The sequence below is a fragment of the Mycobacterium sp. E802 genome (assembly GCF_001666875.1).
Lineage (GTDB): Bacteria > Actinomycetota > Actinomycetes > Mycobacteriales > Mycobacteriaceae > Mycobacterium.
In genome coordinates this window covers 18,088-41,958 of the sequence record NZ_LZJD01000003.1, presented here as the reverse complement: position 1 = coordinate 41,958, position 23,871 = coordinate 18,088, and the positions used below count along the sequence as shown (strand labels likewise).

Annotated in this window: 18 protein-coding genes; 7 read left to right on the top strand and 11 right to left on the bottom strand. The window is 66.8% G+C overall.

Translation table 11 applies throughout. From position 1 onward, the window contains the following. Position 1 precedes the first annotated feature (1 nt). Together A5699_RS00560 and A5699_RS00555 are read left to right on the top strand one after the other, a co-directional pair. A complete protein-coding gene (locus tag A5699_RS00560) occupies positions 2-1,162 on the top strand; it encodes an acyl-CoA dehydrogenase family protein (protein WP_067763870.1) in 1,161 nt (386 codons plus the stop codon). After that, positions 1,159-2,424: an acyl-CoA dehydrogenase family protein gene (locus tag A5699_RS00555; RefSeq protein WP_067763867.1), complete on the top strand. Its 1,266-nt coding sequence runs from the start codon at positions 1,159-1,161 to the stop codon at positions 2,422-2,424. Before A5699_RS00560 ends, A5699_RS00555 begins: the two co-directional genes overlap by 4 nt. A gap of 19 nt (positions 2,425-2,443) precedes the next feature. Here the strand turns inward: A5699_RS00555 and A5699_RS00550 are convergent, their stop codons facing one another. Beyond that, on the bottom strand, positions 2,444-3,451 hold the full coding sequence (locus A5699_RS00550) for an Rv2578c family radical SAM protein (RefSeq protein ID WP_067763904.1): 1,008 nt from the start codon (positions 3,449-3,451) through the stop codon (positions 2,444-2,446). A 251-nt stretch (positions 3,452-3,702) separates the two neighbouring features. Continuing rightward, a complete protein-coding gene (locus tag A5699_RS00545) occupies positions 3,703-4,137 on the bottom strand; it encodes a hypothetical protein (RefSeq protein ID WP_067763864.1) in 435 nt (144 codons plus the stop codon). A 235-nt stretch (positions 4,138-4,372) separates the two neighbouring features. On the opposite strand from A5699_RS00545, the gene A5699_RS00540 reads away from it, so the two are divergent. After that, a complete protein-coding gene (locus tag A5699_RS00540; RefSeq protein WP_197508151.1) occupies positions 4,373-5,977 on the top strand; it encodes a cytosine permease in 1,605 nt (534 codons plus the stop codon). On the opposite strand, the gene hisS is transcribed toward A5699_RS00540, so the two are convergent. Next, a complete protein-coding gene (gene hisS / locus A5699_RS00535) occupies positions 5,974-7,239 on the bottom strand; it encodes a histidine--tRNA ligase (RefSeq protein ID WP_067763857.1) in 1,266 nt (421 codons plus the stop codon). The genes A5699_RS00540 and hisS overlap by 4 nt on opposite strands. Then, positions 7,236-7,916, bottom strand: a complete 681-nt coding sequence (locus A5699_RS00530; protein WP_067763854.1) for an MBL fold metallo-hydrolase — start codon at positions 7,914-7,916, stop codon at positions 7,236-7,238. Before A5699_RS00530 ends, hisS begins: the two co-directional genes overlap by 4 nt. Positions 7,917-8,013: 97 nt before the next feature. Between A5699_RS00530 and A5699_RS00525 the strand changes: the two genes are divergently transcribed. Both A5699_RS00525 and A5699_RS00520 read left to right on the top strand, forming a co-directional pair. Further along, the gene (locus A5699_RS00525) at positions 8,014-8,889 is read left to right on the top strand and encodes a peptidylprolyl isomerase (protein WP_067763851.1); all 876 of its coding nucleotides are present in this window, start codon (positions 8,014-8,016) and stop codon (positions 8,887-8,889) included. Between the two features lie 66 nt (positions 8,890-8,955). Next, positions 8,956-9,840 (top strand): peptidylprolyl isomerase, encoded by an 885-nt coding sequence (locus A5699_RS00520; protein ID WP_082957505.1) that lies wholly within the window; start codon positions 8,956-8,958, stop codon positions 9,838-9,840. A gap of 24 nt (positions 9,841-9,864) precedes the next feature. Here A5699_RS00520 and A5699_RS00515 read toward each other — a convergent pair whose 3' ends face one another. From A5699_RS00515 to yajC, 6 genes are all read right to left on the bottom strand, one after another. Further along, positions 9,865-12,231 carry a bifunctional (p)ppGpp synthetase/guanosine-3',5'-bis(diphosphate) 3'-pyrophosphohydrolase gene (locus A5699_RS00515; protein WP_067763902.1) on the bottom strand — a complete coding sequence of 789 codons (2,367 nt, stop codon included), beginning with the start codon at positions 12,229-12,231 and terminating at the stop codon, positions 9,865-9,867. 39 nt (positions 12,232-12,270) lie between these two features. After that, positions 12,271-12,804 carry an adenine phosphoribosyltransferase gene (locus tag A5699_RS00510; RefSeq protein ID WP_067763846.1) on the bottom strand — a complete coding sequence of 178 codons (534 nt, stop codon included), beginning with the start codon at positions 12,802-12,804 and terminating at the stop codon, positions 12,271-12,273. Beyond that, the gene (locus A5699_RS00505) at positions 12,801-14,459 is read right to left on the bottom strand and encodes an ABC transporter substrate-binding protein (protein WP_067763843.1); all 1,659 of its coding nucleotides are present in this window, start codon (positions 14,457-14,459) and stop codon (positions 12,801-12,803) included. Before A5699_RS00505 ends, A5699_RS00510 begins: the two co-directional genes overlap by 4 nt. Before the next feature lie 5 nt (positions 14,460-14,464). Continuing rightward, positions 14,465-15,751, bottom strand: a complete 1,287-nt coding sequence (gene secF / locus A5699_RS00500; protein WP_067763841.1) for a protein translocase subunit SecF — start codon at positions 15,749-15,751, stop codon at positions 14,465-14,467. Positions 15,752-15,754: 3 nt separating this feature from the next. Further along, entirely contained in the window at positions 15,755-17,539 is a 1,785-nt protein-coding gene (gene secD / locus A5699_RS00495; protein ID WP_067763838.1) for a protein translocase subunit SecD, read from the bottom strand. A 72-nt stretch (positions 17,540-17,611) separates the two neighbouring features. Next, entirely contained in the window at positions 17,612-17,953 is a 342-nt protein-coding gene (yajC, locus tag A5699_RS00490) for a preprotein translocase subunit YajC (protein WP_067763835.1), read from the bottom strand. A gap of 160 nt (positions 17,954-18,113) precedes the next feature. Here yajC and gabT point away from each other — a divergent pair, with 160 nt between their 5' ends. Next, positions 18,114-19,454 carry a 4-aminobutyrate--2-oxoglutarate transaminase gene (gene gabT, locus A5699_RS00485; RefSeq protein ID WP_067763900.1) on the top strand — a complete coding sequence of 447 codons (1,341 nt, stop codon included), beginning with the start codon at positions 18,114-18,116 and terminating at the stop codon, positions 19,452-19,454. Positions 19,455-19,460: 6 nt separating this feature from the next. On the opposite strand, the gene A5699_RS00480 is transcribed toward gabT, so the two are convergent. After that, a complete protein-coding gene (locus A5699_RS00480; RefSeq protein ID WP_067763832.1) occupies positions 19,461-20,087 on the bottom strand; it encodes a hypothetical protein in 627 nt (208 codons plus the stop codon). 231 nt (positions 20,088-20,318) lie between these two features. Here A5699_RS00480 and car point away from each other — a divergent pair, with 231 nt between their 5' ends. Continuing rightward, positions 20,319-23,804, top strand: coding sequence for a carboxylic acid reductase (gene car / locus A5699_RS00475; protein WP_067763829.1), 3,486 nt, complete (start codon positions 20,319-20,321; stop codon positions 23,802-23,804). The last annotated feature ends 67 nt before the right edge of the window (positions 23,805-23,871 follow it).

Sequence of the window (23,871 nt, the reverse complement as noted above, 5' to 3'; positions counted from 1 at the left end):
CATGACCGATGTGGCAAATCCCGAACAGATGCTGTTCACCTCCACCGCGCAGGCCTTCCTCGAAAAGGAGGTGCCGCTGAGCCGGGTGCGTCAGTTGCACGACGAAGGCAACTCTTTCGACGTCCAATGGTGGGGCCGCGCAGCAGAATTGGGGTGGGCCAGCCTGTTGGTCCCCGAGGAGCTCGGTGGTGGCAGCCCCTCCGGGGACGGTGTGACCGACCTGGCTCTGCTGGCCGAACAGTTGGGCCACACCGTCACCCCTGGCCCGCTGCATCCGGTCAGTACCGTGCTGGCCGGCCTGGTCGAAGCACCAAGCGGTCATGTGGAATTGATCGAATCGCTGGTGTCCGGGGAAACCGTGGCGTCCTGGGCGGTCTACGAGCCCAACCAGCCGTTCGATGCCCTGCGGTCGGCCGTCGATGTCTCCACGACGGCCACCCGCACGGGGTCGGGCTACCGCATCGACGGCATCAAGGACCGGGTCGAGGCCGGGGACCGCAGTGGCACGCTGTTGGTGCTTGCGGTGTGTGACGGGCAGATCCGGCAGTTCGTGGTACCCACCGATGCTGCCGGAGTCACCGTCACCACCCAGAGCTCGGTCGATCTGGTCAAGCGTTATGCCAGAGTGCAATTCGACGGCGTCGAGGTCGGCGAATCCGCCGCCGTCGGCACCGCCGAGCAGACACCGGCCATCCTCGAACGCCAGCGCCAGGTGGCCCTGCTGCTGCAGTGCGCCGAGATCGTCGGAATCCTCGATGCCGTGCTCACGATGACCAACCAGTGGCTCATAGACCGACACAGCTTCGGCCGGCCGCTGGCCTCCTACCAGGCCCTCAAGCATCGTGCCGCCGATATGAAAATGTGGTTCGAAGCTGCTCGGGCCACCACAGCGGGGGCCGTGGCGGCGGTGGCCGGCCGCTCCCCCGAGGCGCCGAAGCTGGTGAGCGTGGCGAAAGCCTATGTGGCCGAACGTGCCCCCGTGATGCTGCAGGACTGTGTGCAGTTGCACGGCGGCATCGGGGTGACGTGGGAACACGATCTGCATCTGTATCTGCGGCGGGTTGCCCTGTACCGGGCGATGTACGGCTCGCCCGAGGACCACCATCGCGCCGTGTACGCGCTGAGCCGCAAGAACCGTGCAGCCGAGGAAGTTGGGGTATGACCGACACCGTGAGCACCACCGCCACAACAGAGTCTGTCGAGGAGTTCGCGCTGCGCGCCCGGACGTGGCTGGCCGAGAACATGCCCTCCATCGATCCGGAAAACCCGCCGTTCGCCGTGCGGGCCGAGTCCGAGTCTTGGGAGCGCGCAAAGGAACTGCAGAAGCGTCTGTACGCGGGCGGGTTCGCCGGCATCTGCTTCCCGCGCGAGTACGGCGGCCTGGGCCTGGATTACGCCTACCAGCAAGCGTTCAACGACGAGTGCGTGAACTACGAGATGCCGTTGATCCTCAACACCCCGTCGTTCACCATCTGCGCCGCGACGATTCTCGATATGGGTAGCGTTGAGCAGAAGCGCGAACGCATCTCGGCGGCCATCCGCGGTGACGAGGTGCTCTGCCAGCTGTTGTCCGAGCCCAGCGGCGGCTCGGATCTGGCCGGTGTCATCACCCGCGCCGAGCTCCGCGGCGATACGTGGATCATCAACGGCGCCAAGACCTGGAGCACCAGTGCATTTGCCGCCGACTACGGGCTGATGCTGGCCCGTACCGATTGGACCGTACCCAAACACGAGGGTCTGACCATGTTCCTGGTGCCGCTGAACGCGCCGGGCATCACGATGCGCCGTATCACCGAGGTGAACGGCAACGAGGAGTTCTGCGAGGAGTTCTTCGACAACCTGGAACTGCCCGCGGACGCCGTGGTGGGCGAGGTCAACGATGGCTGGACCGTCGCCTCGCGTCAGCTGCATCACGAACGGCGGGCGGTCGGTGGCGGATCCGAGTTCGCCAGCGGGACCGGGGCCGAGAACGCGAACGAGATGCCGCCAGACCACGTCGGGCTGGCCGAGGCCACCGGCCAGGGCGACGACGCCCGGGTGCAGGATCTGGCCGGCCGGGCTCTGGTGCGCCGCATCGTCAAGAAACAGCTCATCGACCACGTCGGCAAGGCGATCGGAAACGGTTCGCTGCCACCGAATGCGGGCACATTGATCCGGCTGTTCCACGCCGAGACCACCGAACTGGAAGTGGACACTGCGTTGGCCATCGCCGGCACGGCCGGCGTCGTCGACGAGGGCTCGGGCGACGTCCCGAGTCTGCTCGACATCGGCGTGCGCTACCTGTCCCGGCAGACCGGGTCGTTGGGCGGCGGCAGCTCCGAGATGGCACGTAACGTCATCGGCGAGCGGATCCTGGGCTTCCCGCGCGAGCACGCCGCCGACCGGGGCGTACCGTTCAATCAGGTCAAGCGCAACAAGAGCTGACCTCTCTGGGCTAGCAACGTCAGAACAGCGTCGGCTGCGCGACCGCCGGCTCCGGAACAGTCGCCGAAGCCGGCACCGGCATCGTGCGCGCCAAACCGTGGCGGGCAACCAGCGGCGCCACGCGCCGGCGCAGCGTGTCGCGATAGTCCTGCGGCAGATAGGCGCCGCGGCGGTACAACCGCTGGTAATCGTTGAGCAGTTCGGGATGTTCGCGCTGCAGCCACGACATGAACCAGCCGCGCGTCGTGCCCCGCAGATGCAGACCGAACACCGTCACACTGTTGGCCCCGGCCACGGCGATCCGGCCGAGTAAATCGTCGAGGTGCTCGACCGAATCGGTGAGATACGGCAGCACCGGCGCGACCATCACATGGCACGAGAGCCCGGCGTCGCGAATCGCCGCGATGAGGCCCAGCCGCGCTTCGGGTGAGGGAGTGCCGGGTTCGACCGCGCGGTGCAACTCGGGATCGCCGACCGCCAACGACACCGCGACGCTCACGTCGACGCGGTGCGACGCCTCGGTGATCTGCGGCAGGTCCCGTCGCAGCAACGTGCCCTTGGTGAGGATGGAAAAGGGTGTCCCCGAATCAGACAGCGCCGCAATGATTCCCGGCATCAGGGCGTACCTGCCTTCGGCGCGCTGATAGGGATCGGTGTTGGTGCCGAGCGCGACCGTCTCGCGCGTCCAGGAGCGGCGTCGCAACTCGCGGGCCAGCACCTCGGCGACGTTGGTCTTGACCACCACCTGGGTGTCGAAGTCCGTGCCGCTGTCGAACTCGAGGTACTCGTGGGTGGGCCGGGCGAAGCAGTAACGGCAGGCATGGCTGCAGCCGCGATACCCGTTGACGGTGTACCGGAACGGCAGCATCGATGCCGCAGGCACTTTGTTCAGCGCCGACTTACACAGCACCTCGTGAAAAGTGATGCCTTCGAATTGGGGGGTACGCACGCTGCGGACGAAACCGAGCCGCTGCAGACCGGGCAGCGCCCCGTCGTCGACGCGCACCGCCTGGCCATCCCACCGCATACGGTCATCGAACAACTGTTCGATGTCTATGTCAAGCAATTCCCCGAGTGTCGCTGCCGACCGGGACTGGGTGCGCCGATGCCGCGGTTTCGGGTACGGCATCGGCGCGCGCCGAGGGCGCTTGCCCAGTCAATTGCACTTCGGACCGGAAGCGGAACCGCTCCGTCGTGCACATGACCATCGAACAACAGTTCGAGCGCGCGGTCAAGGCAGTTCCCAGTTCGTGGGAACCGCAGCCCAGATTGGTCAGATCACCACTGGCCGAGCTGGCAGCGCGGGCTGTAGGGATGGTCGTTCTGGACGGCGATCTGGCCGTCGACGGCGATCTCGCAGTGCGCGTTGGGTTGGGCCCGGCCGCCGTGGGTGGTGCTCGCGACCGTGAAGATCGCCCACTGCGGGTCGGCGAGGGTCGTCTCGAACACCCACGGCGCATCAGGGCCGACGTTCACCGTCGCCTTCTGCAGGTACTTGTACGCGTCAGCGTTGTAGGCGTCCTTGCTCGGCGGCTGCGCCGTCAGGTAGTAGAGGTCAAATTCGTAAGGTGCGCCGGAGGTCAGCGTGTACGTGACCTTGTGGCCCTGGGCATCCGGTTCCGCGTACGACGTTGCGTTCGAGACCGCCATACCCGCAGCTGCCAGAACCAGCGCCGCACCGACCGTGGTTGTCGCTTTTCGCATATTCGTCATACTCGTCATATCCGTGCACGCTACCGCCTTGTTACAGATGTGGCACCGCGCACGCGAGGAGCAAATAGGCCGGCGCCGGTGGCCGGCATCTACCTGCCGACAACGTCGGAAATCTGTTCACGCTGGGAACACGGCCGTCATCGGCAGGTAACAAGCCGCTCTTAATTTTTCCGGCATGACACAGGACCTCGGCAGCAAGCCGGCGGATGAAACCGTCGAGGACCGCCTCGACACCATGAACGCCACCAGGGAAACCCTGGAGGACTACACCTTGCGGTTCGCGCCGCGCAGCTACCGGAAATGGTCGACCCGCGTGGTGGGGATCTCGGCCCTCGGCGGCATCGCCTACCTGGCCGACTTCGCGATCGGCGCCAACATCGGCATCTCCTACGGCACCACCAACGCGCTGTGGGGCATTTTGATTTTCGCGGTCGTCGTTGTCTTCACCGGATTCCCGGTCGCCTACTACTCCGCGCGCTACAACATCGACCTCGATCTCGTCACGCGCGGTAGCGGATTCGGTTACTACGGCTCCGTCGTCACCAACGTCATCTTCGCGACGTTCACCTTCATCTTCTTCGCCCTCGAAGGCTCGATCATGGCCCAGGGCCTCGAGTTGGGCCTGCACATCCCGCTGCCGCTGGGCTATGCGGTCTCCACCCTGGTCATCTTTCCGCTCGTCATCTACGGCATGAAAGCGCTTTCCACACTCCAGGTCTGGACGACGCCGCTGTGGTTGGTCCTGATGGTCGCGCCCTTCGTCTATCTCGTGGTGAGCCATCCGGAATCGGTCGGCCAGTTCTTCGCCTATCAGGGCGAAAACGGGGTCAAGGGCTTCGATCTCGGCTCCACCCTGCTGGCCGCGGGTGTGTGTCTGTCGCTCATCGCCCAGATCGCCGAACAGAATGACTACCTACGTTTCATGCCGCCGCTCACGCCGGAGAACAAGCGCAGCTGGTGGACCTGGATGATCCTGGCCGGACCGGGATGGGTGTTCTTCGGTGCCGTCAAACAGATCGTCGGACTCTTCCTCGCGGTCTACCTCATCGCCAACGTCGCAGACAGTGCCGGAATCGCCAACCAGCCCGTACACCAGTTCCTGGAGATCTACGAGAACTTCCTGCCCGGATGGCTGGCGATGACACTCGCCGTCGTCCTCGTGGTGATCAGCCAGATCAAGATCAACGTCACGAACGCGTACTCGGGTTCACTGGCGTGGACGAATGCGTTCACCCGCGTCACCAAGCACTATCCCGGACGTCTGGTGTTCCTCGGACTGAACCTGTTGATCGCGCTGATCCTGATGGAAGCCAACATGTTCGACTTCCTCAACACCATCCTGGGCTTCTATGCCAACTGCGGCATGGCGTGGGTGGTCGTGGTCGCCAGCGACATCGTGTTCAACAAGTACCTGCTCAAGCTGTCACCGAAGGAGCCCGAGTTCCGCCGCGGCATGCTGTACGCGTTCAACCCCGTCGGTTTCGGTTCGATGCTGGTTGCCGCCGGGCTGTCGGTGCTCGCGTTCTTCGGCGGACTCGGCGAGGCCATCCGGCCGTACTCGCCGCTCGTGGCGATCGGCCTGGCACTGGTGTTGCCGCCGATCATCGCCGTCGCCACCAAGGGCAGGTACTACCTGCGCCGCACCGACGACGGCATCGACCTGCCGATGTTCGACGAATTCGGCAACCCATCCGGCGCGCATCTCAAATGCCATGTCTGCCACCACGATTACGAACGCCCGGACATGCTCAAGTGTGAGACGCACGATGCCTTCGTGTGCTCACTGTGCGTGAGCACCGACAAGGTCGCCGACCACGTGCTGCCCGCCGGGGGGAGTTAGCGGGCGAGGCGGGAGAGCACCTCGGCCACAACGGAATCGGCGGCGACATCGACCTGGTCCCCGGTCGCGAGATCCTTGAGGCCGATGGTGCCCGCGTCGATGTCGCGGTCGCCGGCCACCAGCGCGTACTTCGCGCCGGAGCGGTCGGCGGCCTTCATCGCGCCCTTGAGCCCACGATCACCGTAAGCCAGGTCCACCCGCACCCCGTCGGCCCGCAACCGCGCGGCCAGTTTCGCCAGCTCGAGCTTGGCGGCGTCGCCAAGGGGCACACCGAACACCTCGACCCCGCCCGCCCCGGCCACCGTCTTGCCCTCGGCCTGCAACGCCAGCAGCGTGCGGTCCACCCCGAGCCCGAAGCCGATCCCCGAAACGTCCTGCCCGCCGAGCTGGGCCATCAACCCGTCATAGCGCCCACCGCCGCCGATTCCGGACTGCGCGCCAAGGCCGTCGTGCACGAACTCGAACGTGGTCTTGGTGTAGTAGTCGAGCCCGCGCACCATCCGCGGGTTGATCACATACGGCACCCCGAGCGCATCCAGGTGTGCCAGCACCACCTCGAAGTGGGCCTTGGCGCTGTCGGACAGGTGGTCGAGCATCAGGGGCGCGTCCGCCGTCATCTCCCGCACGTGCGGGCGCTTGTCGTCGAGCACGCGCAGCGGATTGATCTCGGCGCGGCGCCGGGTGTCCTCGTCCAGATCGAGCTTGAACAGGAACTCCTGCAACAGCTCCCGATAGGCGGGGCGGCAGGTGTCGTCACCCAGCGAGGTGATCTCGAGCCGGAAGCCGTCTAGCCCCAACGACCGGAAACCCGCGTCGGCCACCGCGATCACCTCGGCGTCCAGCGCGGGATCGTCGACGCCGATCGCCTCGACACCGACCTGCTGGAGCTGACGGTAGCGGCCGGCCTGCGGACGTTCGTAGCGGAAGAACGGCCCGGCGTAGCAGAGCTTGACCGGCAGCGCGCCGCGGTCCAGGCGGTGCTGGATCACGGCGCGGATGACGCCGGCGGTGCCCTCGGGCCGCAGCGTCACCGAGCGATCGCCGCGGTCGGCGAACGTGTACATCTCCTTGGACACCACATCGGTCGACTCCCCCACCCCGCGCGCAAAGAGCGCGGTGTCCTCGAAGATCGGCAACTCGATGTCGCCGTAGCCGGCGCGACGCGCCGACGCCAGCAGACCGTCGCGGACCGCGACGAATTGCGCCGACTCCGGCGGGAGGTAGTCGGGCACGCCCTTGGGCGCCTGGAATGCAGAAGTCACAGAGTCAAACCTTCGAGAAACGGGTTGGTACGGCGTTCGTGCCCGATCGTCGAGCTCGGGCCGTGTCCTGGTAATACCACGGTGTCGTCGTCGAGTACCAACAGCTTTGTCACGATCGAGGTGAGCAGGTCACGTCCGCTGCCACCGGGCAGGTCGGTGCGGCCCACAGAGGACCGGAACAGCGTATCGCCCGTGAACACGGTCTGGGCGGCCGACGCTTTCTCCGGGCCGTCGGAGACCCGGAACACCACCGAGCCGCGCGTGTGTCCGGGCGTGTGGTCGACGGTGACCGCGACGCCGCCGAAATCGAGGGTTACGCCGTCGCGGTCCAGTTCGATGAGCTGTTTGGGCTCGGAGAACAATGCGCCGAAGGCGAGCTGCGCCAGTCGGGGCCCGAACCCTTTGATCGGATCAGTCAGCATGAATCGGTCTTCGGGGTGGATGTAGGCGGGGCAGCCATAAGTATCGGCCACCTTCTGGGCCGACCAGATGTGATCGACATGACCATGCGTGAGCAGGACCGCAGCCGCGGTGAGTCGGTTCTCGTCCAGGATGCGGCGCAGCCGGTCCATGGCCCGCTGCCCCGGGTCGACGACGATTGCGTCGGATCCTGGCCGCTGCGCCAGGACGTAGCAGTTACACGCCAGCATCCCGGCCGGAAATCCGGTGATGAACACAGTGCCAGTTTCCCATGGCCGCGGGTCGAGAAGCCCACACCGCCGATCGCCTGGCAGACTCGTGACGACCCAACCGCACACGAGGAGGACTGCCGCGGTGCCGACCAACGAAGAACGTCGTGCGACGGCCAAACGCAAGCTGGAGCAACAGCTGGAGCGTCGCGCCGCCCAGGAACGCAAGCGACGCATCGTGACCATCGCGGGGTCCGTGGTGGCGGCCATCGTCGTGATCGGCGCCGTCGTGGCGACGTTCGTGTTCACCGGCAAGGATTCGGGCAGTACCACCGCCTCGGCGGACTCCACCACCGCGTCCTCGGGAGCCCCCGCCCAGCCTGCCGCCGACGGCCAGTTGCCGCCCTTCGTCGCACCCGCCGACCTCGGCGCCAACTGCCAGTACCCGCCGGCCGCCGCGGCCAGCAAGCAGGTGGAGCCGCCGCGCACCGGCAAGGTTCCCACCGATCCGGCCACGGTGAGCGTCAGCATGGTCACCACCCAGGGCAACATCGGCCTGCAACTGGACAACGCCAAGGCGCCGTGCACCGTGAACAGCTTCGCCAGCCTGGCCTCGCAGAACTACTTCAACGACACCCCGTGCCACCGCCTGACCACGGGTGGTCTGTCGGTGCTGCAGTGCGGTGACCCGACCGGGCAGGGCACCGGCGGCCCCGGCTACCAGTTCGCCAACGAGTACCCGACCAACCAGTACCAGCCGGACAACCCGGCGCTGCAGCAGCCGGTGACCTATCCGCGCGGCACACTGGCCATGGCCAACGCCGGTCCCAACACCAACGGAAGCCAGTTCTTCCTGGTGTACCAGGACTCGCAACTGCCCCCGAACTACACCGTGTTCGGCAAGATCGACGAGACCGGGCTGGCCACCCTCGACAAGATCGCCGCGGCCGGGGTGGCCGGCGGTGGACCGGACGGCAAGCCGGCGCTCGACGTTGAGCTGAAGTCCGTGGCCCTCGACTAGGTCCCCGAGCCGTTGACCGTCCTGCCCCCGTACGGCGGTTACCCACCGCCGGCCCGTACCAACGGCATGGCGGTCGCCGCACTGGTGTGCGCATGCGTGTTCGCACCATTGGGCATTGTCTTCGGACACATCTCGCTCTCACAGCTCAACCGCAGCGGTGAACAGGGCCGCGGTCTGGCGATCGCGGGCCTGATCATCGGCTACGTGATGACCGCGCTGTCGATCTTGCTGGTGGGGGTACTGGTGATGCTCGCCGTCTTCATCGCCCGCACCGCGGAAGGTGTCTCGACGCAAGACCGCCGCACCACTTCGGCCGCCTCGGACCTGCCGCCGTTTGCACCACCGCAGAACCTCGGTGCCAACTGCCAGTACCCGCCGACCACCGAACCGGCCACCACGCCGGTGAAACCGCCGCGGACCGGCGCGGTGCCGACCGACCCGGCCAACGTCGAAGCCGGAATCGTCTCCAACCGCGGCAGCATCGGCCTGACGCTGGCCAACGGCAAAGCGCCGTGCACGGTGAACAACTTCGCCAGCCTGGCCGCTCAGGGATTCTTCGACGGCACCCGGTGTCACCGGCTGACCACCGGAGATCTCGCGGCGCTGCACTGCGGTGACCCATCGGGCAACGGCACCGGCGGACCCGGTTACCGGTTCCCCAACGAGTACCCGACCAACCAGTACCGGCTCTCCGACCCCGCGTTGCGCCGGCCGGTGATCTATCCGCGCGGCACGGTGGCGATGGCGAACTCCGGGGCCGGCACCAACGGCAGCCAGTTCTTCCTGGTGTACCAGGATTCGTGGTTGCCACCGACGTACACCGTGTTCGGCACCGTCGACACGACCGGGCTGGCCACCCTCGACAAGATCGCCGCGGCCGGGGTGGCCGGCGGCGGCACGGACGGCCGACCCGCGATGGAGACCGAACTGCTGTCGGTGAGCGCGGACTGACGCCCGCGCCGATCAAGCGGCCGGTCAGGCCGCCGACGTGATGCGGTAGACGTCGTAGACGCCTTCGACGTTGCGCACCACGCTCAGTAGATGCCCGAGGTGTTTGGGGTCGCCCATCTCGAAGGTGAACCGGCTGATCGCCACGCGGTCGTTGGAGGTGGTCACCGAGGCCGAGAGGATGTTGACCTTCTCGTCGGCCAGCACCCGCGTCACGTCCGAGAGCAGACGGTGCCGGTCCAAGGCCTCGACCTGGATGGCGACCAGGAACACCGACGACGGTGAGGGGGCCCAGTTGACCTCGATGATGCGTTCGGACTGTTGTTGCAACGACGCCGCATTCGTGCAGTCCGTGCGGTGGACGCTGACCCCGCCACCGCGGGTCACGAAACCCATAATGGTGTCGCCCGGTACCGGCGTGCAGCACTTGGCCAGTTTGGTGAGGGTTCCCGGCGCACCGGGCACCGCGACACCGGTGTCGTCCGTGTTGCGTTGCCGCATCGGCATGGTCGCCGGGGTGGACCGTTCGGCGAGTTCATCCTCGGCCGCATCGTCGCCACCGAACTGGGCGAGCAGACGCTGCACGACGTGGCGCGCCGAGACATGCCCCTCGCCGACGGCCGTGTAGAGCGCCGAGACGTCGGTGTAGCGCAGCTCGCGGGCCAGCGCCGCCACCGAATCGGCATTGATCAAGCGCTGCAACGGAAGTCCGCCCCGGCGAACTTCGCGGGCGATGGCGTCCTTGCCGGATTCCAGCGCCTCCTCACGGCGCTCCTTGGCAAACCACTGCCGGATCTTGGTTTTCGCCCGCGGCGACACCACGAACGTCTGCCAATCGCGCGATGGTCCGGCATTGGGCGCCTTCGAGGTGAAAACCTCGACCACCTCACCGTTTTCGAGTTTGCGCTCCAGGGCCACCAACCGCCCGTTGACCCGCGCCCCGATACACCGGTGCCCGACCTCGGTGTGCACGGCGTAAGCGAAGTCGACCGGCGTGGACCCGGTCGGCAGGTTGATCACGTCACCCTTGGGGGTGAACACGAAGATCTCTTTGACCGCGAGGTCGTACCGCAGCGACTCCAGGAATTCCCCGGGGTCCGCGGCCTCCCGCTGCCAGTCGAGCAGTTGCCGCATCCACGCCATGTCGTCGATCTCGGCGGCGGTGTGACTGTGCGGAACCCCGTTGCGGCCCTTGGCTTCCTTGTAGCGCCAGTGCGCGGCGATGCCGTACTCGGCGGTGCGGTGCATGTCGCGGGTGCGGATCTGCACCTCCAGCGGCTTGCCCTCCGGACCGACCACCGTGGTGTGCAGCGATTGGTAGACGCCATACCGAGGCTGGGCGATGTAGTCCTTGAACCGGCCCGCCATCGGCTGCCACAGCGAGTGCACGACACCGACGGCCGCATAGCAGTCCCGGATCTCGTCACACAGGATCCGCACGCCGACCAGATCGTGGATGTCGTCGAAGTCGCGGCCCTTGACGATCATCTTCTGGTAGATCGACCAGTAGTGCTTGGGCCTGCCCTCGACGACCGCGTTGATCTTCATCGCGCTCAGCGCCACGCCGATCTCGGCGCGCACCTTGGCCAGGTAGGTGTCACGCGACGGTGCCCGGTCGGCCACCAACCGCACGATCTCCTCGTACTTCTTGGGATGCAGGATCGCAAACGAGAGGTCCTCGAGCTCCCACTTGACCGTGGCCATACCGAGCCGATGTGCCAGCGGCGCAATGACTTCCAGAGTCTCGCGGGCCTTGCGGGCCTGCTTCTCCGGCGGCAGGAACCGCATGGTGCGCATGTTGTGCAGCCGGTCGGCGACCTTGATCACCAGCACCCGGGGATCGCGGGCCATGGCGATGATCATCTTGCGGATCGTCTCGCCCTCGGCCGCCGAGCCGAGCACCACCTTGTCCAGCTTGGTCACGCCGTCGACGAGATGGCCCACCTCGGCGCCGAACTCGGCGGTCAGCGCCTCCAGGGTGTACCCGGTGTCCTCCACCGTGTCGTGCAAAAGAGCCGCGACGAGCGTGGTGGTGTCCATGCCGAGCTCGGCCAGGATGTTGGCCACCGCCAGCGGATGGGTGATGTAGGGATCGCCGGACTTGCGCAGTTGGTCGGAGTGGCGCTGCTCGGCAACGTCGTAGGCGCGCTGCAGCAACTGCAGATCGGCCTTGGGGTAGATCTCACGATGGACCGCGACGAGCGGCTCGAGGACCGGGTTGACCGCACTGCGCTGCGCGGTCATGCGGCGGGCCAGGCGCGCACGCACCCGACGCGAGGCGCTGGTCTTGGCGGCCTCCGGCGACGCCGTCGCCGGCGAAGTGGACACCGGCAGAGTGGGAGGCGACTGCACCGCCTGGCCCGTACCCGCGTCCGTACCCGTATCGCCGGCCATCGTCACCTCCCGCAAGCATTCAAAATTCGAGGATATCCCTCACACCGTGTGCAGACTGCTGACCCGCAGCGGCGCCACGGCAGCCCGGCCGTTCAGAGCCGTGAGCTCCAACACTACGGCCGCGCCCAGAACGTTGGCCCCGCCGTCGGACAACAGCCGCGTCGCCGCGGCCAGCGTCCCGCCGGTGGCCAGGACGTCGTCGACGATCACAACGTTGCGTCCGGTGATGTCAATTCCGTCGGCCGGGATCTCCAGGGTCGCTGTGCCGTATTCCAGCTGATAGGTCGCACTGTGCACCGGCGGCGGCAGCTTGCCGCCCTTGCGCACGGCCAGCACCCCGGTGCCGAGCCTGGTTGCCACGGCTGCGCCCAACAGAAAACCCCGAGCATCCAAACCGGCCACCAGATCGGCTTCGGCGGCCGTCGCGGCCAACGCGTCGGTGACCGCGGCCAGGCCCTTGGCATCGGCCAGCAGGGGGGTCAGATCCTTGAACTGGACGCCGGGTTCGGGGAAGTCGGGAACTTCGCGGATCAGGGTCTCGATCAGCCGCGAGACGTCGCCGGACGTGCTCATGTCGACAGTTTCCAGCGGTCCATGTTCCAGCCTGCGCCCCATCTGGTCGGATTGTTGCTCACGGCGTACATCTTGTTCGACGTCAGCACGGTGCGCTGCTGGCGGTACAGCGGCAGGGTCGGCATGTCGCCCCACAGGATCGGCGCACCCTCTCCCACCAACCGGGCCAGTTCCTTCGGATCGGTTGTGACGGCCTGCGCGTCGATGATGCCGTCGATCCGCTCGTTGACGTAGTTCGGCAGGTTGTTGCCGTTGCCGGAGTGGAAGGCGTAGGCGTCGATCGCCGAGGAGCCCGACGATCCACTGCCCGCGGCGCCGCCGGTGCCGGCCAGCAACGCGTCGAATTCGTTGTTGCGCAACGCCACCGGACCGGCCGTGGCCGACGCGGCGTCCTCGACCTTGATACCCGCCGCGGCGCACGATTTCGCGATGGCACCGACCGTGGCCGCCAGCCTGGCGTTGGGTGTCTGGTAGCCGATGCGCACGGTCAGCGGCTTGTTGTTGAGCGCGGCACGGGCCGCACCGGGATTGGCCACGGCGAATTGTCCGGCTTCTCCGGCGTTTTCGGCCGCGCTGAACGCGTCGTCGGCAACCGGGCTGAGCCGCGAGTTGACGATCGGGGCCCCGGCGTTGCGGGCGATCACGTCACGGGGCGTGCACAGTGCCACAGCCCGGCGCGCGGGCGGCGCGGCCAACGGACCGGCCGGCGCGAAGATCAACTGCTCGACCCCGGCCGAGGGGCTTTCCATGCTGACGTAGTCGTCGGGCAGGTTGAGCACGCCCGACGATCCGGACTCGATGTCGACGACGTCGTAGGCGCCTTCGTTGACCCGCTCCTGGATGTCGGCTCCGCGCGGCCACACCTCGATCCGGTTGGTAATCGGCGGGGTCCCCCACCATTTGTCGTTGGCCACCAGAACCACCGCACCGTCCTCGGACACCGAGTCGATCCGGTAGGGCCCCGAGGACGGGAACCGTTTGAGATCCAGGTCGGGCTTGAGGTCCCAGACGGTGTTCCACGCCTCGGCAATCTTGGCGATGGTGGGCTGGTCACCGGTCTGCAGTGCAGTCGTCACTCCCCCGTCGCCGAGCCCCAGTTCGTCGGCGATGACGTGAGCGGGCATCAGGGAGGTCGCCGCGAACAGGTGCCCGTAGTCGAGGAAGCCGCGGTCCTGGGCGAACGACACCCTGGCCCGTTTCTGGCCGGGCGCACACTCCACCGAACCGATGTCGCGGTAACCCGCCCGGCTGGCGGCGTCGAACCCCGGGAACCGGCCCGATTGCGCGCCCCAGGCGAGCACCATGTCGTCACACGTGATCGGCTTGCCGTCGGAATAGACCGCCTTGTCGCTGATCACGTAGTCCAGCACCAGCGGAGCCCGGCCCACGACCGACACCGAACCGAAGTCGTTGTCGGCGACCACCTGACCCTCTGGGCCGTGATAGGCGAAACCGGTCAGCGCACGGGCGAACGCCTGGGGGCCGGCCGAGGCGGCCCCAGCCACGGTGTTGGTGTTGTAGGTGGTCAGTGTGCCGTCGACGGCATAGTCGATCTCGTCAGCCGAACTGCCCGAGCATGCCGCCAGCCCCGAACCGACGACAAGGGCCAGCGTCGCCGCCGCCACCGTCCGGGCCCGGGCCCGCCACTGCACCATCGGGTTTACCGCCGGGTGTTCCGCTTGCCCGACGGACGACCGGTCCGCGAGGCCGGACGCGCGCCGGGTGCCGGCTTGTCCGGCGCGGGTTCAGCCACCACCGCGGCCGACACCGTCTCGGTCTCGCTGGGTTCCACGTCGACGACGTCCTTGCCGCCGGTCGACGCCTTGGCGCCCTTCTCGCGACGGTTGAGCACCTTCTGGGTGTGCTTGCGCACCAGTTCGGTCCGCTCGCGCAGCGTCACCAGTAGCGGCGTGGCGAAGTAGATCGACGAGTACGTACCGACGATGACGCCGACCAGCTGAACCAACGCCAGATCCATGAGCGTGCCGACGCCAAGCAGCCACACGGCGACCACCATCAGCGCGATGATCGGCAACACCGAGATGAGGCTTGTGTTGATCGAGCGCATGAAGGTCTGGTTCACCGCGAGGTTGGCCTGCTCGGCAAAGGTCCGCCGGGTCGTGTGCTCGAAGCCGTGGGTGTTCTCCTCGACCTTGTCGAACACGATCACGGTGTCGTACAGCGAGAAGCCCAGGATCGTCAGCAGACCGATCACGGTGGCCGGGGTGACCTCGAAGCCGACCAGCGAGTAGACCCCGGCCGTCACGATCAGGTCGAACACCAGGGTGGCCATCGCCGCGATCGCCATGTAGCGCTCATAGCGCCAGGCGATGTAGATGGAAGCCAGCACCAGGAAGATCACCAGGGCGATCAAGGCCTTCTGGGTGATCTGGCCGCCCCAGGTCTCCGACACCGCGGAGTCGCTGATCACCTGCTTGCTCGGCTGGCCGTCGGTGCCCTTGGGCTGGAACGCGTCGAACAGCGCGGTGCGCAACTTCTCGGTCTCGTCGTTGGTCAACGTTTCCGAGCGGATCTGCACGGTCGCCGAGGCGCCGCTGCCGACGAGGACGACGGATTCAGGTGCCCGGTTAAGGGTCTTGTTGAAGACGTCTTCGACCTGTTGGACCGTCACGGTTCCGGCAGAACCGGCCGATGGCATCGAGACCTTGGTCCCGCCTTCGAAATCGATGCCGAAGGTGAACCCGCGCAGCACCATGCTGGCGATCGCGATCGCCACGATGACGCCGCTGACCAGGTACCACAGCTTGCGGCGACCGATGACCTCGAAGGCTCCGGTACCCGTATAGAGCCGGACGAAGAACCCGTGTTTGGGCAGCGCAGCCGACGTTGATTCGAGGCTGGGCGCCTCCACTGCGGTGTCCGTGACGTCCTCGGCGGTGGTGTCCTCGGAGGTCTTGTTCTCCGAGGTCTTGTTCTCTGTAGCCATGTGCTATCCCCGTCCCGCAGTCGCATGCGAAGCCGCCCGGCGTTCCCGCGCGATCTGTTGGACCGCACCGAGACCGTTGAGGGCAGGTTTGGCCATCGTCGGGGACTTGGACGCCAGGTAGACCAGCGGCCAGGTCACCAGGAACACCACCACGACATCGAGGATGGTGGTCAGCCCCAAGGTGAATGCGAAGCCCTTGACCTGACCGATGGCCAGTGCGTAGAGCACCGCGGCGGCCAGGAACGTCACGGCGTTGCCGGACACGATCGTCTTGCGGGCCCGCGCCCAACCTCGGGGTACCGCCGATCGGAAGGATCGGCCCTCACGGATCTCGTCCTTGATGCGTTCGAAGAACACCACGAACGAGTCTGCAGTGGTACCGATACCGATGATCAGACCGGCGATGCCGGCCAGGTCCAGCGTGTAGCCGATATACCTGCCGAGCAACACCAGGATGGCGAAGACCATGGCGCCGGCGGCGACCAGCGACAGCGCCACCAGCAGGCCCAGCACGCGGTAGTACAGCAGCGAGTACAGCAGCACCGCGGCCAGACCGACGGCGCCGGCGATCAGGCCGGCCCGAAGCGAGGACAGACCGAGAGTGGCCGAAACCGTCTCGGCCTCTGAGGATTCGAACGACAGCGGCAGCGAGCCGTACTTGAGCACGTTCGCCAGTTCCTTGGCGGTGTCCGAATTGAACTGACCGGTGATCTGGGTGTTCCCGCCCGGGATGGGCTCGCGGATCTCCGGCGCGCTGACCACCTGCGAGTCGAGCGTGAACGCAGTCTGCGTACCCACGTTCGCCGCGGTGAAGTCCGACCAGATCTTGGCTCCGCCGCTCTTGAAGGTGACGTCGACGACGTACTGGCCCTGCTGCTGGTTCAGGCCGGAGGTGGCGTCGGCGATCTCCTCACCGCTCATGATCGAGGGGCTCAGCAGATAGACCGTCTGCCCGTCCGTGGAGCACGTCACGAGCGGCAACTTCGGATCGTCGTTGCCGGCCAGCACGTCGTCCTTGTCGCAGTTCTGGGCTCGCTCCATGATCGCCTGAATTTGCATCATGGGGTTGGTGCTCTGGCGAATCGTCTTCGCAAGCGTGATCAACGCAGCCCGGGTCTGGGCTTCGTCAGGCTGGGCCGGGGGCGCCGGAGCCGGGGCGGGCTCACCGGGCGCCGGGGCAGGGGCCGGCTCGGTCGGCGTCGGCGCCGGATCCTGCGGGTAGGGCCGCGGCTGCGGCGCGGGAGCCGGCTCGCCTGCCGGCGGAGCGGCGGGCGCTTCGGCCGGCGGTACCACGGGCGCTTCGGCCGGGGCACCGGGAAGCCCAGGCGCAGCGCCCGGCGCACCAGGTGCCGCCGGCGCACCGGATCCCGGCGCGCCGCCTTCCCCGGCGAGCTGCTTGAGCTGCTGGACGGGTATCGCGCGCGCGACGGGCCGGATGTACAGCCGCGCGGTCTGCCCGAGGTTGCGTGCCTCGTTGCCGTCGTTACCGGGAACGGTGATCACCAGGTTGTCGCCGTCGATGACGACTTCCGAGCCCGACACGCCGAGACCGTCGACGCGGGCACTGATGATCTGTTGAGCCTGGTTGAGGGCCTCTCTGGTGGGCGTTGAGCCGTCCGGGGTGCGCGCGGTAAGCGTCACCCGGGTACCGCCCTGCAGATCGATGCCCAGTTTGGGCTTGGCCTGCTTGTCGCCGGTGAGGAACACCAGCAGATAAACGCCGATCAGAAGGACCAGGAAAAGCGTCAGGTAGCGGGCAGGATGCACCGGCGCCGAAGACGATGCCACGTTGCTAGGGTCTCCTCGAGATCAGTTCGTCAGCACCGCAAAGGGTACGTGCTTGGCCTGGGTGCTCAGCTGTCAGTCTTTCTTGAGACCGTCGGTGTCGGTGACACCGTTGCTCTCGGTCAATTCGGTCGCGCCCGACTCGCCGTCATCCTCGGTGTCGTCCTCGATGCGGTCGCGCACCGCGAGCTTCATCCAGGTGGTGATGACGCCGGGGGCGATCTCCAGTTCGATGTTGTCGTCGGTGATCCCGGTGATCGTGCCCTGCAGGCCCGAGGTGGTGTGGATGCGATCGCCGATTTGCAGCGAATTGTGCAGGTCGATGGTTGCCTGCATGGCCTTACGCTGACGACGCGACGCAAAGAACATAAAAGCGCCCATGACGATCAGCAGGGGCAGGAAAATGACGAGATCCATGTCAACAATGTCTTTCGTGTCGGGTCAGAAGTCAGGGCGACCGAGGCCACGATACCGCCGCCCACCCGGGCCACCCCATTCGCCGCCGATCAGGGGCGCTGACGACTAGGCTCGACACACACTCGTTCCGGCACCGCCGATGGAGTATCAGGAGGCCGTGTTGAGCCATCCCGAGCAGAGCCGTCACCTCGCCACAGCGATTCCCGGCCCGAAATCCCAGGCCCTGATCGATCGCAAAGTGACCGCGGTGGCCCGCGGTGTCGGCAACACCATGCCCGTCTATGCCGCCCGGGCCGGCGGCGGCATCGTCGAGGACGTCGACGGCAACCGACTCATCGACCTGGGCTCCGGCATCGCCGTCACCACGGTCGGCAATTCCTCGCCGCGGGTGGTCGAGGCGGTCGCCGCACAGGCCGCCGAGTTCACCCACACCTGTTTCATGGTGACGCCCTACGAGGAGTATGTGGCGGTCTGTGAACACCTCAACCGGCTGACCCCGGTCCGGGGTGAGAAGCGGTCGGCATTGTTCAACTCGGGGTCCGAGGCGGTAGAGAACGCCGTCAAGATCGCCCGCTCCCACACCCACCGATCGGCGGTCGTCGCGTTCGACCACGCCTATCACGGACGCACGAACCTCACGATGGCGCTGACCGCCAAAGCCATGCCCTACAAACACGGGTTCGGCCCCTTCGCACCCGACATCTACCGGGCGCCGTTGTCCTATCCGTTCCGCGACGCCGAGTTCGGCAAGGAACTGGCCACCGACGGCGCGCTGGCTGCCAAGCGGGCCATCGACGTGATGGAAAAACAGATCGGCGCGGACAATCTGGCGGCCGTCATCATCGAGCCCATCCAGGGCGAAGGTGGATTCATCGTCCCGGCCGAGGGCTTCCTGCCCGCCCTGCTGGGCTGGTGCCGCGACAACGGCGTGGTGTTCATCGCCGACGAAGTGCAGACCGGATTCGCCCGCACCGGCGCGATGTTCGCCTGCGAACACGAGGGCATCGACCCCGACCTGATCGTCACCGCGAAGGGCATCGCCGACGGTCTGCCGCTGTCCGCGGTGACCGGTCGCGCCGAGATCATGGACGCCCCTCATGTGTCAGGCCTCGGCGGCACCTACGGCGGCAATCCGATCGCGTGCGCTGCGGCACTGGCCACCATCGCAACCATCGAGGCCGACGGCCTCATCTCCCGTGCCCGGGAGATCGAAACGCTGATGAAGGACCGCCTCAGCCGATTGCAAGCCGAGGACGACCGGATCGGCGACGTACGCGGCCGTGGCGCGATGATCGCCGTCGAACTCGTCGAACCCGGCACCATCACCCCCGACCCGGAGCTGACCAAAGCGCTGTGCGCCGGCGCCCACCGGGCGGGGGTGATCGTGTTGTCCTGCGGCACGTACGGCAACGTGCTGCGCTTCCTACCGCCGTTGACGATCAGCGACGAGCTGCTCATCGAGGGGCTCGACGTGCTCGAGCTGATCCTGCGCGATCTCTGAGGACAGCTAGTGCGCGTGGGTGTGACGACGGCCGAACATCCCACCCCAGTGCCGACGCTCGCGCCCCGCGGGCATGACCTCGGTCGGCTGTGCGTCGGCCACCGCGACGGGTTCGGCCGTCGCCGTCGTCGTGGCAACGGGGCGACGCGCGTACTCGACGTCACGGACACTGCGCACGGACAACCGGCCGACCGCCATGGCCCCCAGCAACACGATGAGCGCACCCAGACCGGAGAAGTAGGCCAGTTCCAGCGACACGCGCTTGGCGTCAGTGACGGCGATCGGCATTCCGGCGTCGCCGATGCCCAACGGTCCTGCCAGCGCGCGGCCGATCACGAACCACGCTCCGCCCAGAACGGCCAGCCAGGCCCCGAGATGCGCCGTGGCCCGGTTACCCGACACCAGCAGGAGCAGGCCACCCAGCGCGGTCACCGCGCCCGGAAGCACTTCCAACCAGCCGCGCGCCGACGTCCACACCCACGGTTGGTCCGGGGTGAAGGCAAAGTCGAAGTACGGCCCGATGAAGGGGATCAACGCACCCCAGAGCCCCAGCAGAACCAGCAACAGGCCGCTGGCGGCGCCACGGCTGCGTCGCATCCTCAGGCGAGAGCCGCGGTTATCGAATTCGGTCATGATGCCTCCTTTGACACCCCTGCGGGTACCCCGAAGACAACAGACGTACGCATCCGCGGTCGCCTAGCTTCACATCGCTGACCCGCGGACCGGAACGGCCCGAACTCACAGCACATTGACAGCTGCAGAGCTGGTTTTCCGGAAATAAGTTTAGCTTCACTAACGTAGTAGTTCGATAGCGCAACGTCGCGCCGGTGCCTATTTCAGCTATCCGCAAAGAGGGAATTTTTGATGCCTTTTGATACCCACGACGAGCACTTGGCGAGCCGTATCGCCGGCCTGACCGCCGATGACCCGCAGTTTGCCGCCGCGATCCCCAGCGACGCCGTCACCGCCGCCGTCGACGCCCCGGGGCTGCGGTTGCCCGAGATCGTCAAGACCGTGCTACAGGGCTACGCCGAGCGGCCGGCACTCGGCGAGCGCGCACTCGACTTCGTCGTCGAGCCCGCCACCGGCCGCACCACGGCTCGCCTCCTCCCCCGATTCGACACCATCAGCTACGGCGAGCTCTGGGAGCGGGTCCGCTCGCTGGCGGCTGCCTTGCACGATTCCGGCGTGGCCGCCGGTGACCGCGTCGCCGTCCTCGGCTTCACCAGCGCCGACTACACGGTGATCGACACCGCGCTGGGTCAGCTCGGTGCCGTCTCGGTCCCCCTGCAGACCAGTTCTTCGCCCGAGGCGCTCGCCCCGATCGTTGCCGAGACCGAGCCCAAGGTGATCGCCGCGAGTGCCGACCACCTCGCCGACGCCGTCGAGCTGGCGTCGACCGCCCATGCTCCGGCCACAGTGGTTGTCTTCGACTACCACGCCGAGGTCGACGATCATCGCGACGCCCTGGCATCGGCCACCGACCGACTTCAGGCGGCAGGCACCGCCGTCGAGACCCTGACCGACCTGCTGAACCGGGGCCACGAGCTGCCTGCCGCGCCGACCCCGGAGGCCGACGACACCGACCCGCTGGCGTTGCTGATCTACACGTCCGGAAGCACCGGGGCGCCGAAAGGCGCGATGTACCTGCAGAGCGCGGTGGCGAAGTTCTGGCGACGGAACAGCAAGGCCTGGTTCGGGCCGAGCAGTTCGTCGATCAACCTCAGCTTCATGCCGATGAGCCACGTGATGGGCCGCGGCATCCTCTACGCGTCGCTGGCCGCCGGCGGCACCTGCTACTTCGCCGCGCGCAGCGATCTGTCCACGCTGCTGGAAGACCTCGCACTCACTCGTCCTACCGAGCTGAACTTCGTTCCGCGTGTGTGGGAGATGATCCACGGCGAGTTTCAGAGCCGGGTTGATCAGCGCCTGGCCGACGGCGATCAGGACCAGGCCGCGATCGAGGCCGAAGTGCTCGCCGAGGTTCGGCAGAACGTGCTCGGCGGCCGGTTCATCACCGCGATGACCGGATCGGCACCCATCTCTGCCGAGCTCAAAGCCTGGGTCGAAGAATTGCTCGGGATCCACCTGCTGGAGGGCTACGGCTCGACCGAGGCCGGGATGGCACTGTTCGACGGCGTGATCCAACGCCCGCCGGTGATCGACTACAAGCTGGTCGACGTTCCCGACCTGGGATACTTCAGCACCGATCAGCCCCACCCACGCGGCGAGCTGCTACTCAAGACCGAGAACCTGTTCCCCGGCTACTACAAGCGTCCCGAGGTCACCGCCTCGGTGTTCGACGAGGACGGCTTCTACCGGACCGGCGACGTCGTCGCCGAGATCGGCCCGGACCAGCTCCGCTACGTCGACCGCCGTAACAACGTGCTCAAGCTCGCCCAGGGCGAGTTCGTCACGTTGGCAAAGTTGGAAGCGGTCTTCGGCAACAGCCCTCTGGTGCAACAGATCTACGTCTACGGCAACAGCGCACAGCCGTATCTGCTGGCCGTCGTGGTGCCCACCGACGCAGATGTGTCGAAAAGGGCGATCGCCGAATCCCTGCAGGAGGTCGCCCGCGAGGCCGATCTGCAAAGTTACGAAATCCCTCGTGATTTCATCGTGGAGACAACGCCTTTCAGCCTGGAGAACGGATTGCTGACCGGCATCCGCAAGCTGGCCTGGCCAAAGTTGAAGGCGCACTACGGCGATCGACTCGAAGCGCTCTACGCCGACCTCGCCGAGACACAGGCCGGTGAACTGCGGGCGCTGCGTGCCTTGCGGGCCGGTGACGCCCCGGTTCTGGAGACCGTCAGCCGGGCCGCCGGCGCCCTGTTGGGCGCCGCATCGGCCGACCTGGCGCCCGACGCCCATTTCACCGATCTCGGTGGAGACTCGTTGTCCGCCTTGACCTTCGGCAACCTACTCCGGGAGATCTTCGACGTCGACGTGCCGGTGGGCGTGATCGTCAGCCCGGCCACCGATCTGGCCGGCATCGCCGACTACATCGCGACGCAGCTAAGCGGTTCGAAGCGGCCGACCTTCGCCTCGGTGCACGGACGGGACGCCACCGAGGTCCGCGCCGCCGATCTGACCCTGGACAAGTTCCTCGACGCCGGCACCCTGGCCGCCGCGCCGAACCTGCCCAAGGCTCCGGCCGAGGTGCGGACCGTGCTGCTGACCGGCGCCACCGGCTTTTTGGGCCGCTACCTGGCGCTGGAATGGCTGGAGCGCATGGACCTCGTCGACGGCAAGGTGATCGCCCTGGTGCGCGCCAAGTCCGACGAGGAGGCCCGGGCCCGGCTCGACGCCACCTTCCATAGCGGCGACGCGAAACTCCTTGCGCACTACCAGGATCTGGCCTACCACCTCGAAGTGATCGCCGGTGACAAGGGCGAGGAAAACCTCGGCCTGGATCAGCCGACCTGGCAGCGACTGGCCGACGAGGTCGACCTGATCGTCGACCCGGCGGCCCTGGTCAACCACGTGCTGCCCTACAGCGAGCTGTTCGGCCCCAACGCGCTGGGCACCGCCGAGCTGATCAAGATTGCGCTCACCACGAAGATCAAGCCGTACACCTACGTGTCGACCATCGGCGTGGGCGATCAGATCGAGCCCGGGAAGTTCGTCGAGAACGTCGATGTCCGCCAGATGAGCGCGGTCCGCCAGATCAACGACGGCTACGCCAACGGTTACGGCAACAGCAAGTGGGCCGGTGAGGTGCTGCTACGCGAGGCCAACGATCTGTGTGGTCTGCCGGTGGCGGTGTTCCGCTGCGACATGATCCTGGCCGACACCACGTACTCGGGTCAGCTGAACCTGCCGGACATGTTCACTCGCATGATGTTCAGCCTCGTCGCCAGCGGTATCGCGCCGAAGTCGTTCTACGAACTCGATTCCGACGGCAACCGCCAGCGCTCGCATTACGACGGGCTTCCGGTGGAGTTCATCGCCGAGTCGGTCTCGACGCTCGGTGGGCAGTCCGTGGAGAGCTTCGAGACCTACCACGTGATGAACCCTTACGACGACGGCCTCGGCATGGACGAGTTCGTCGACTGGTTGATCGAGGCCGGCTACGCGATCGAGCGCATCGCCGACTACGGCCAGTGGATCCAGCGCTTCGAGAGCACCCTGCGCGCCCTGCCGGACAAGCAGCGCCAGGCTTCACTGCTGCCCTTGCTGCACAACTACCAACAACCCGAGCGGCCAATGCGGGGCGCCCTGGCCCCGACCGACCACTTCCGGGCCGCGGTGCAGGAAGCCAAGATCGGGCCGGACAAGGACATCCCCCATGTCAGCGCGGCGGTGATCGTCAAGTACATCACCGACCTGCAGCAGCTGGGCCTGCTCTAGCCGCCACGCCGCCCGCCTCATACCGGAGTGGGGCGGGCGGCGTCGGGCGTGACGCATCTCGCAACGT

Bases quoted from the DNA above. Each gene is read 5' to 3' on its own strand.
- A5699_RS00560 (WP_067763870.1), top strand. From the start codon at position 2: ATGACCGATGTGGCAAATCCCGAACAGATGCTGTTCACCTCCACCGCG.
- A5699_RS00555 (WP_067763867.1), top strand. From the start codon at position 1,159: ATGACCGACACCGTGAGCACCACCGCCACAACAGAGTCTGTCGAGGAG.
- A5699_RS00550 (WP_067763904.1), bottom strand. From the start codon at position 3,451: ATGCGGTGGGATGGCCAGGCGGTGCGCGTCGACGACGGGGCGCTGCCC.
- A5699_RS00545 (WP_067763864.1), bottom strand. From the start codon at position 4,137: ATGACGAATATGCGAAAAGCGACAACCACGGTCGGTGCGGCGCTGGTT.
- A5699_RS00540 (WP_197508151.1), top strand. From the start codon at position 4,373: ATGAACGCCACCAGGGAAACCCTGGAGGACTACACCTTGCGGTTCGCG.
- A5699_RS00520 (WP_082957505.1), top strand. From the start codon at position 8,956: ATGGCGGTCGCCGCACTGGTGTGCGCATGCGTGTTCGCACCATTGGGC.
- A5699_RS00515 (WP_067763902.1), bottom strand. From the start codon at position 12,231: ATGGCCGGCGATACGGGTACGGACGCGGGTACGGGCCAGGCGGTGCAG.
- A5699_RS00510 (WP_067763846.1), bottom strand. From the start codon at position 12,804: ATGAGCACGTCCGGCGACGTCTCGCGGCTGATCGAGACCCTGATCCGC.
- A5699_RS00505 (WP_067763843.1), bottom strand. From the start codon at position 14,459: ATGGTGCAGTGGCGGGCCCGGGCCCGGACGGTGGCGGCGGCGACGCTG.
- secF (WP_067763841.1), bottom strand. From the start codon at position 15,751: ATGGCTACAGAGAACAAGACCTCGGAGAACAAGACCTCCGAGGACACC.
- yajC (WP_067763835.1), bottom strand. From the start codon at position 17,953: ATGGATCTCGTCATTTTCCTGCCCCTGCTGATCGTCATGGGCGCTTTT.
- A5699_RS00480 (WP_067763832.1), bottom strand. From the start codon at position 20,087: ATGACCGAATTCGATAACCGCGGCTCTCGCCTGAGGATGCGACGCAGC.
- car (WP_067763829.1), top strand. From the start codon at position 20,319: ATGCCTTTTGATACCCACGACGAGCACTTGGCGAGCCGTATCGCCGGC.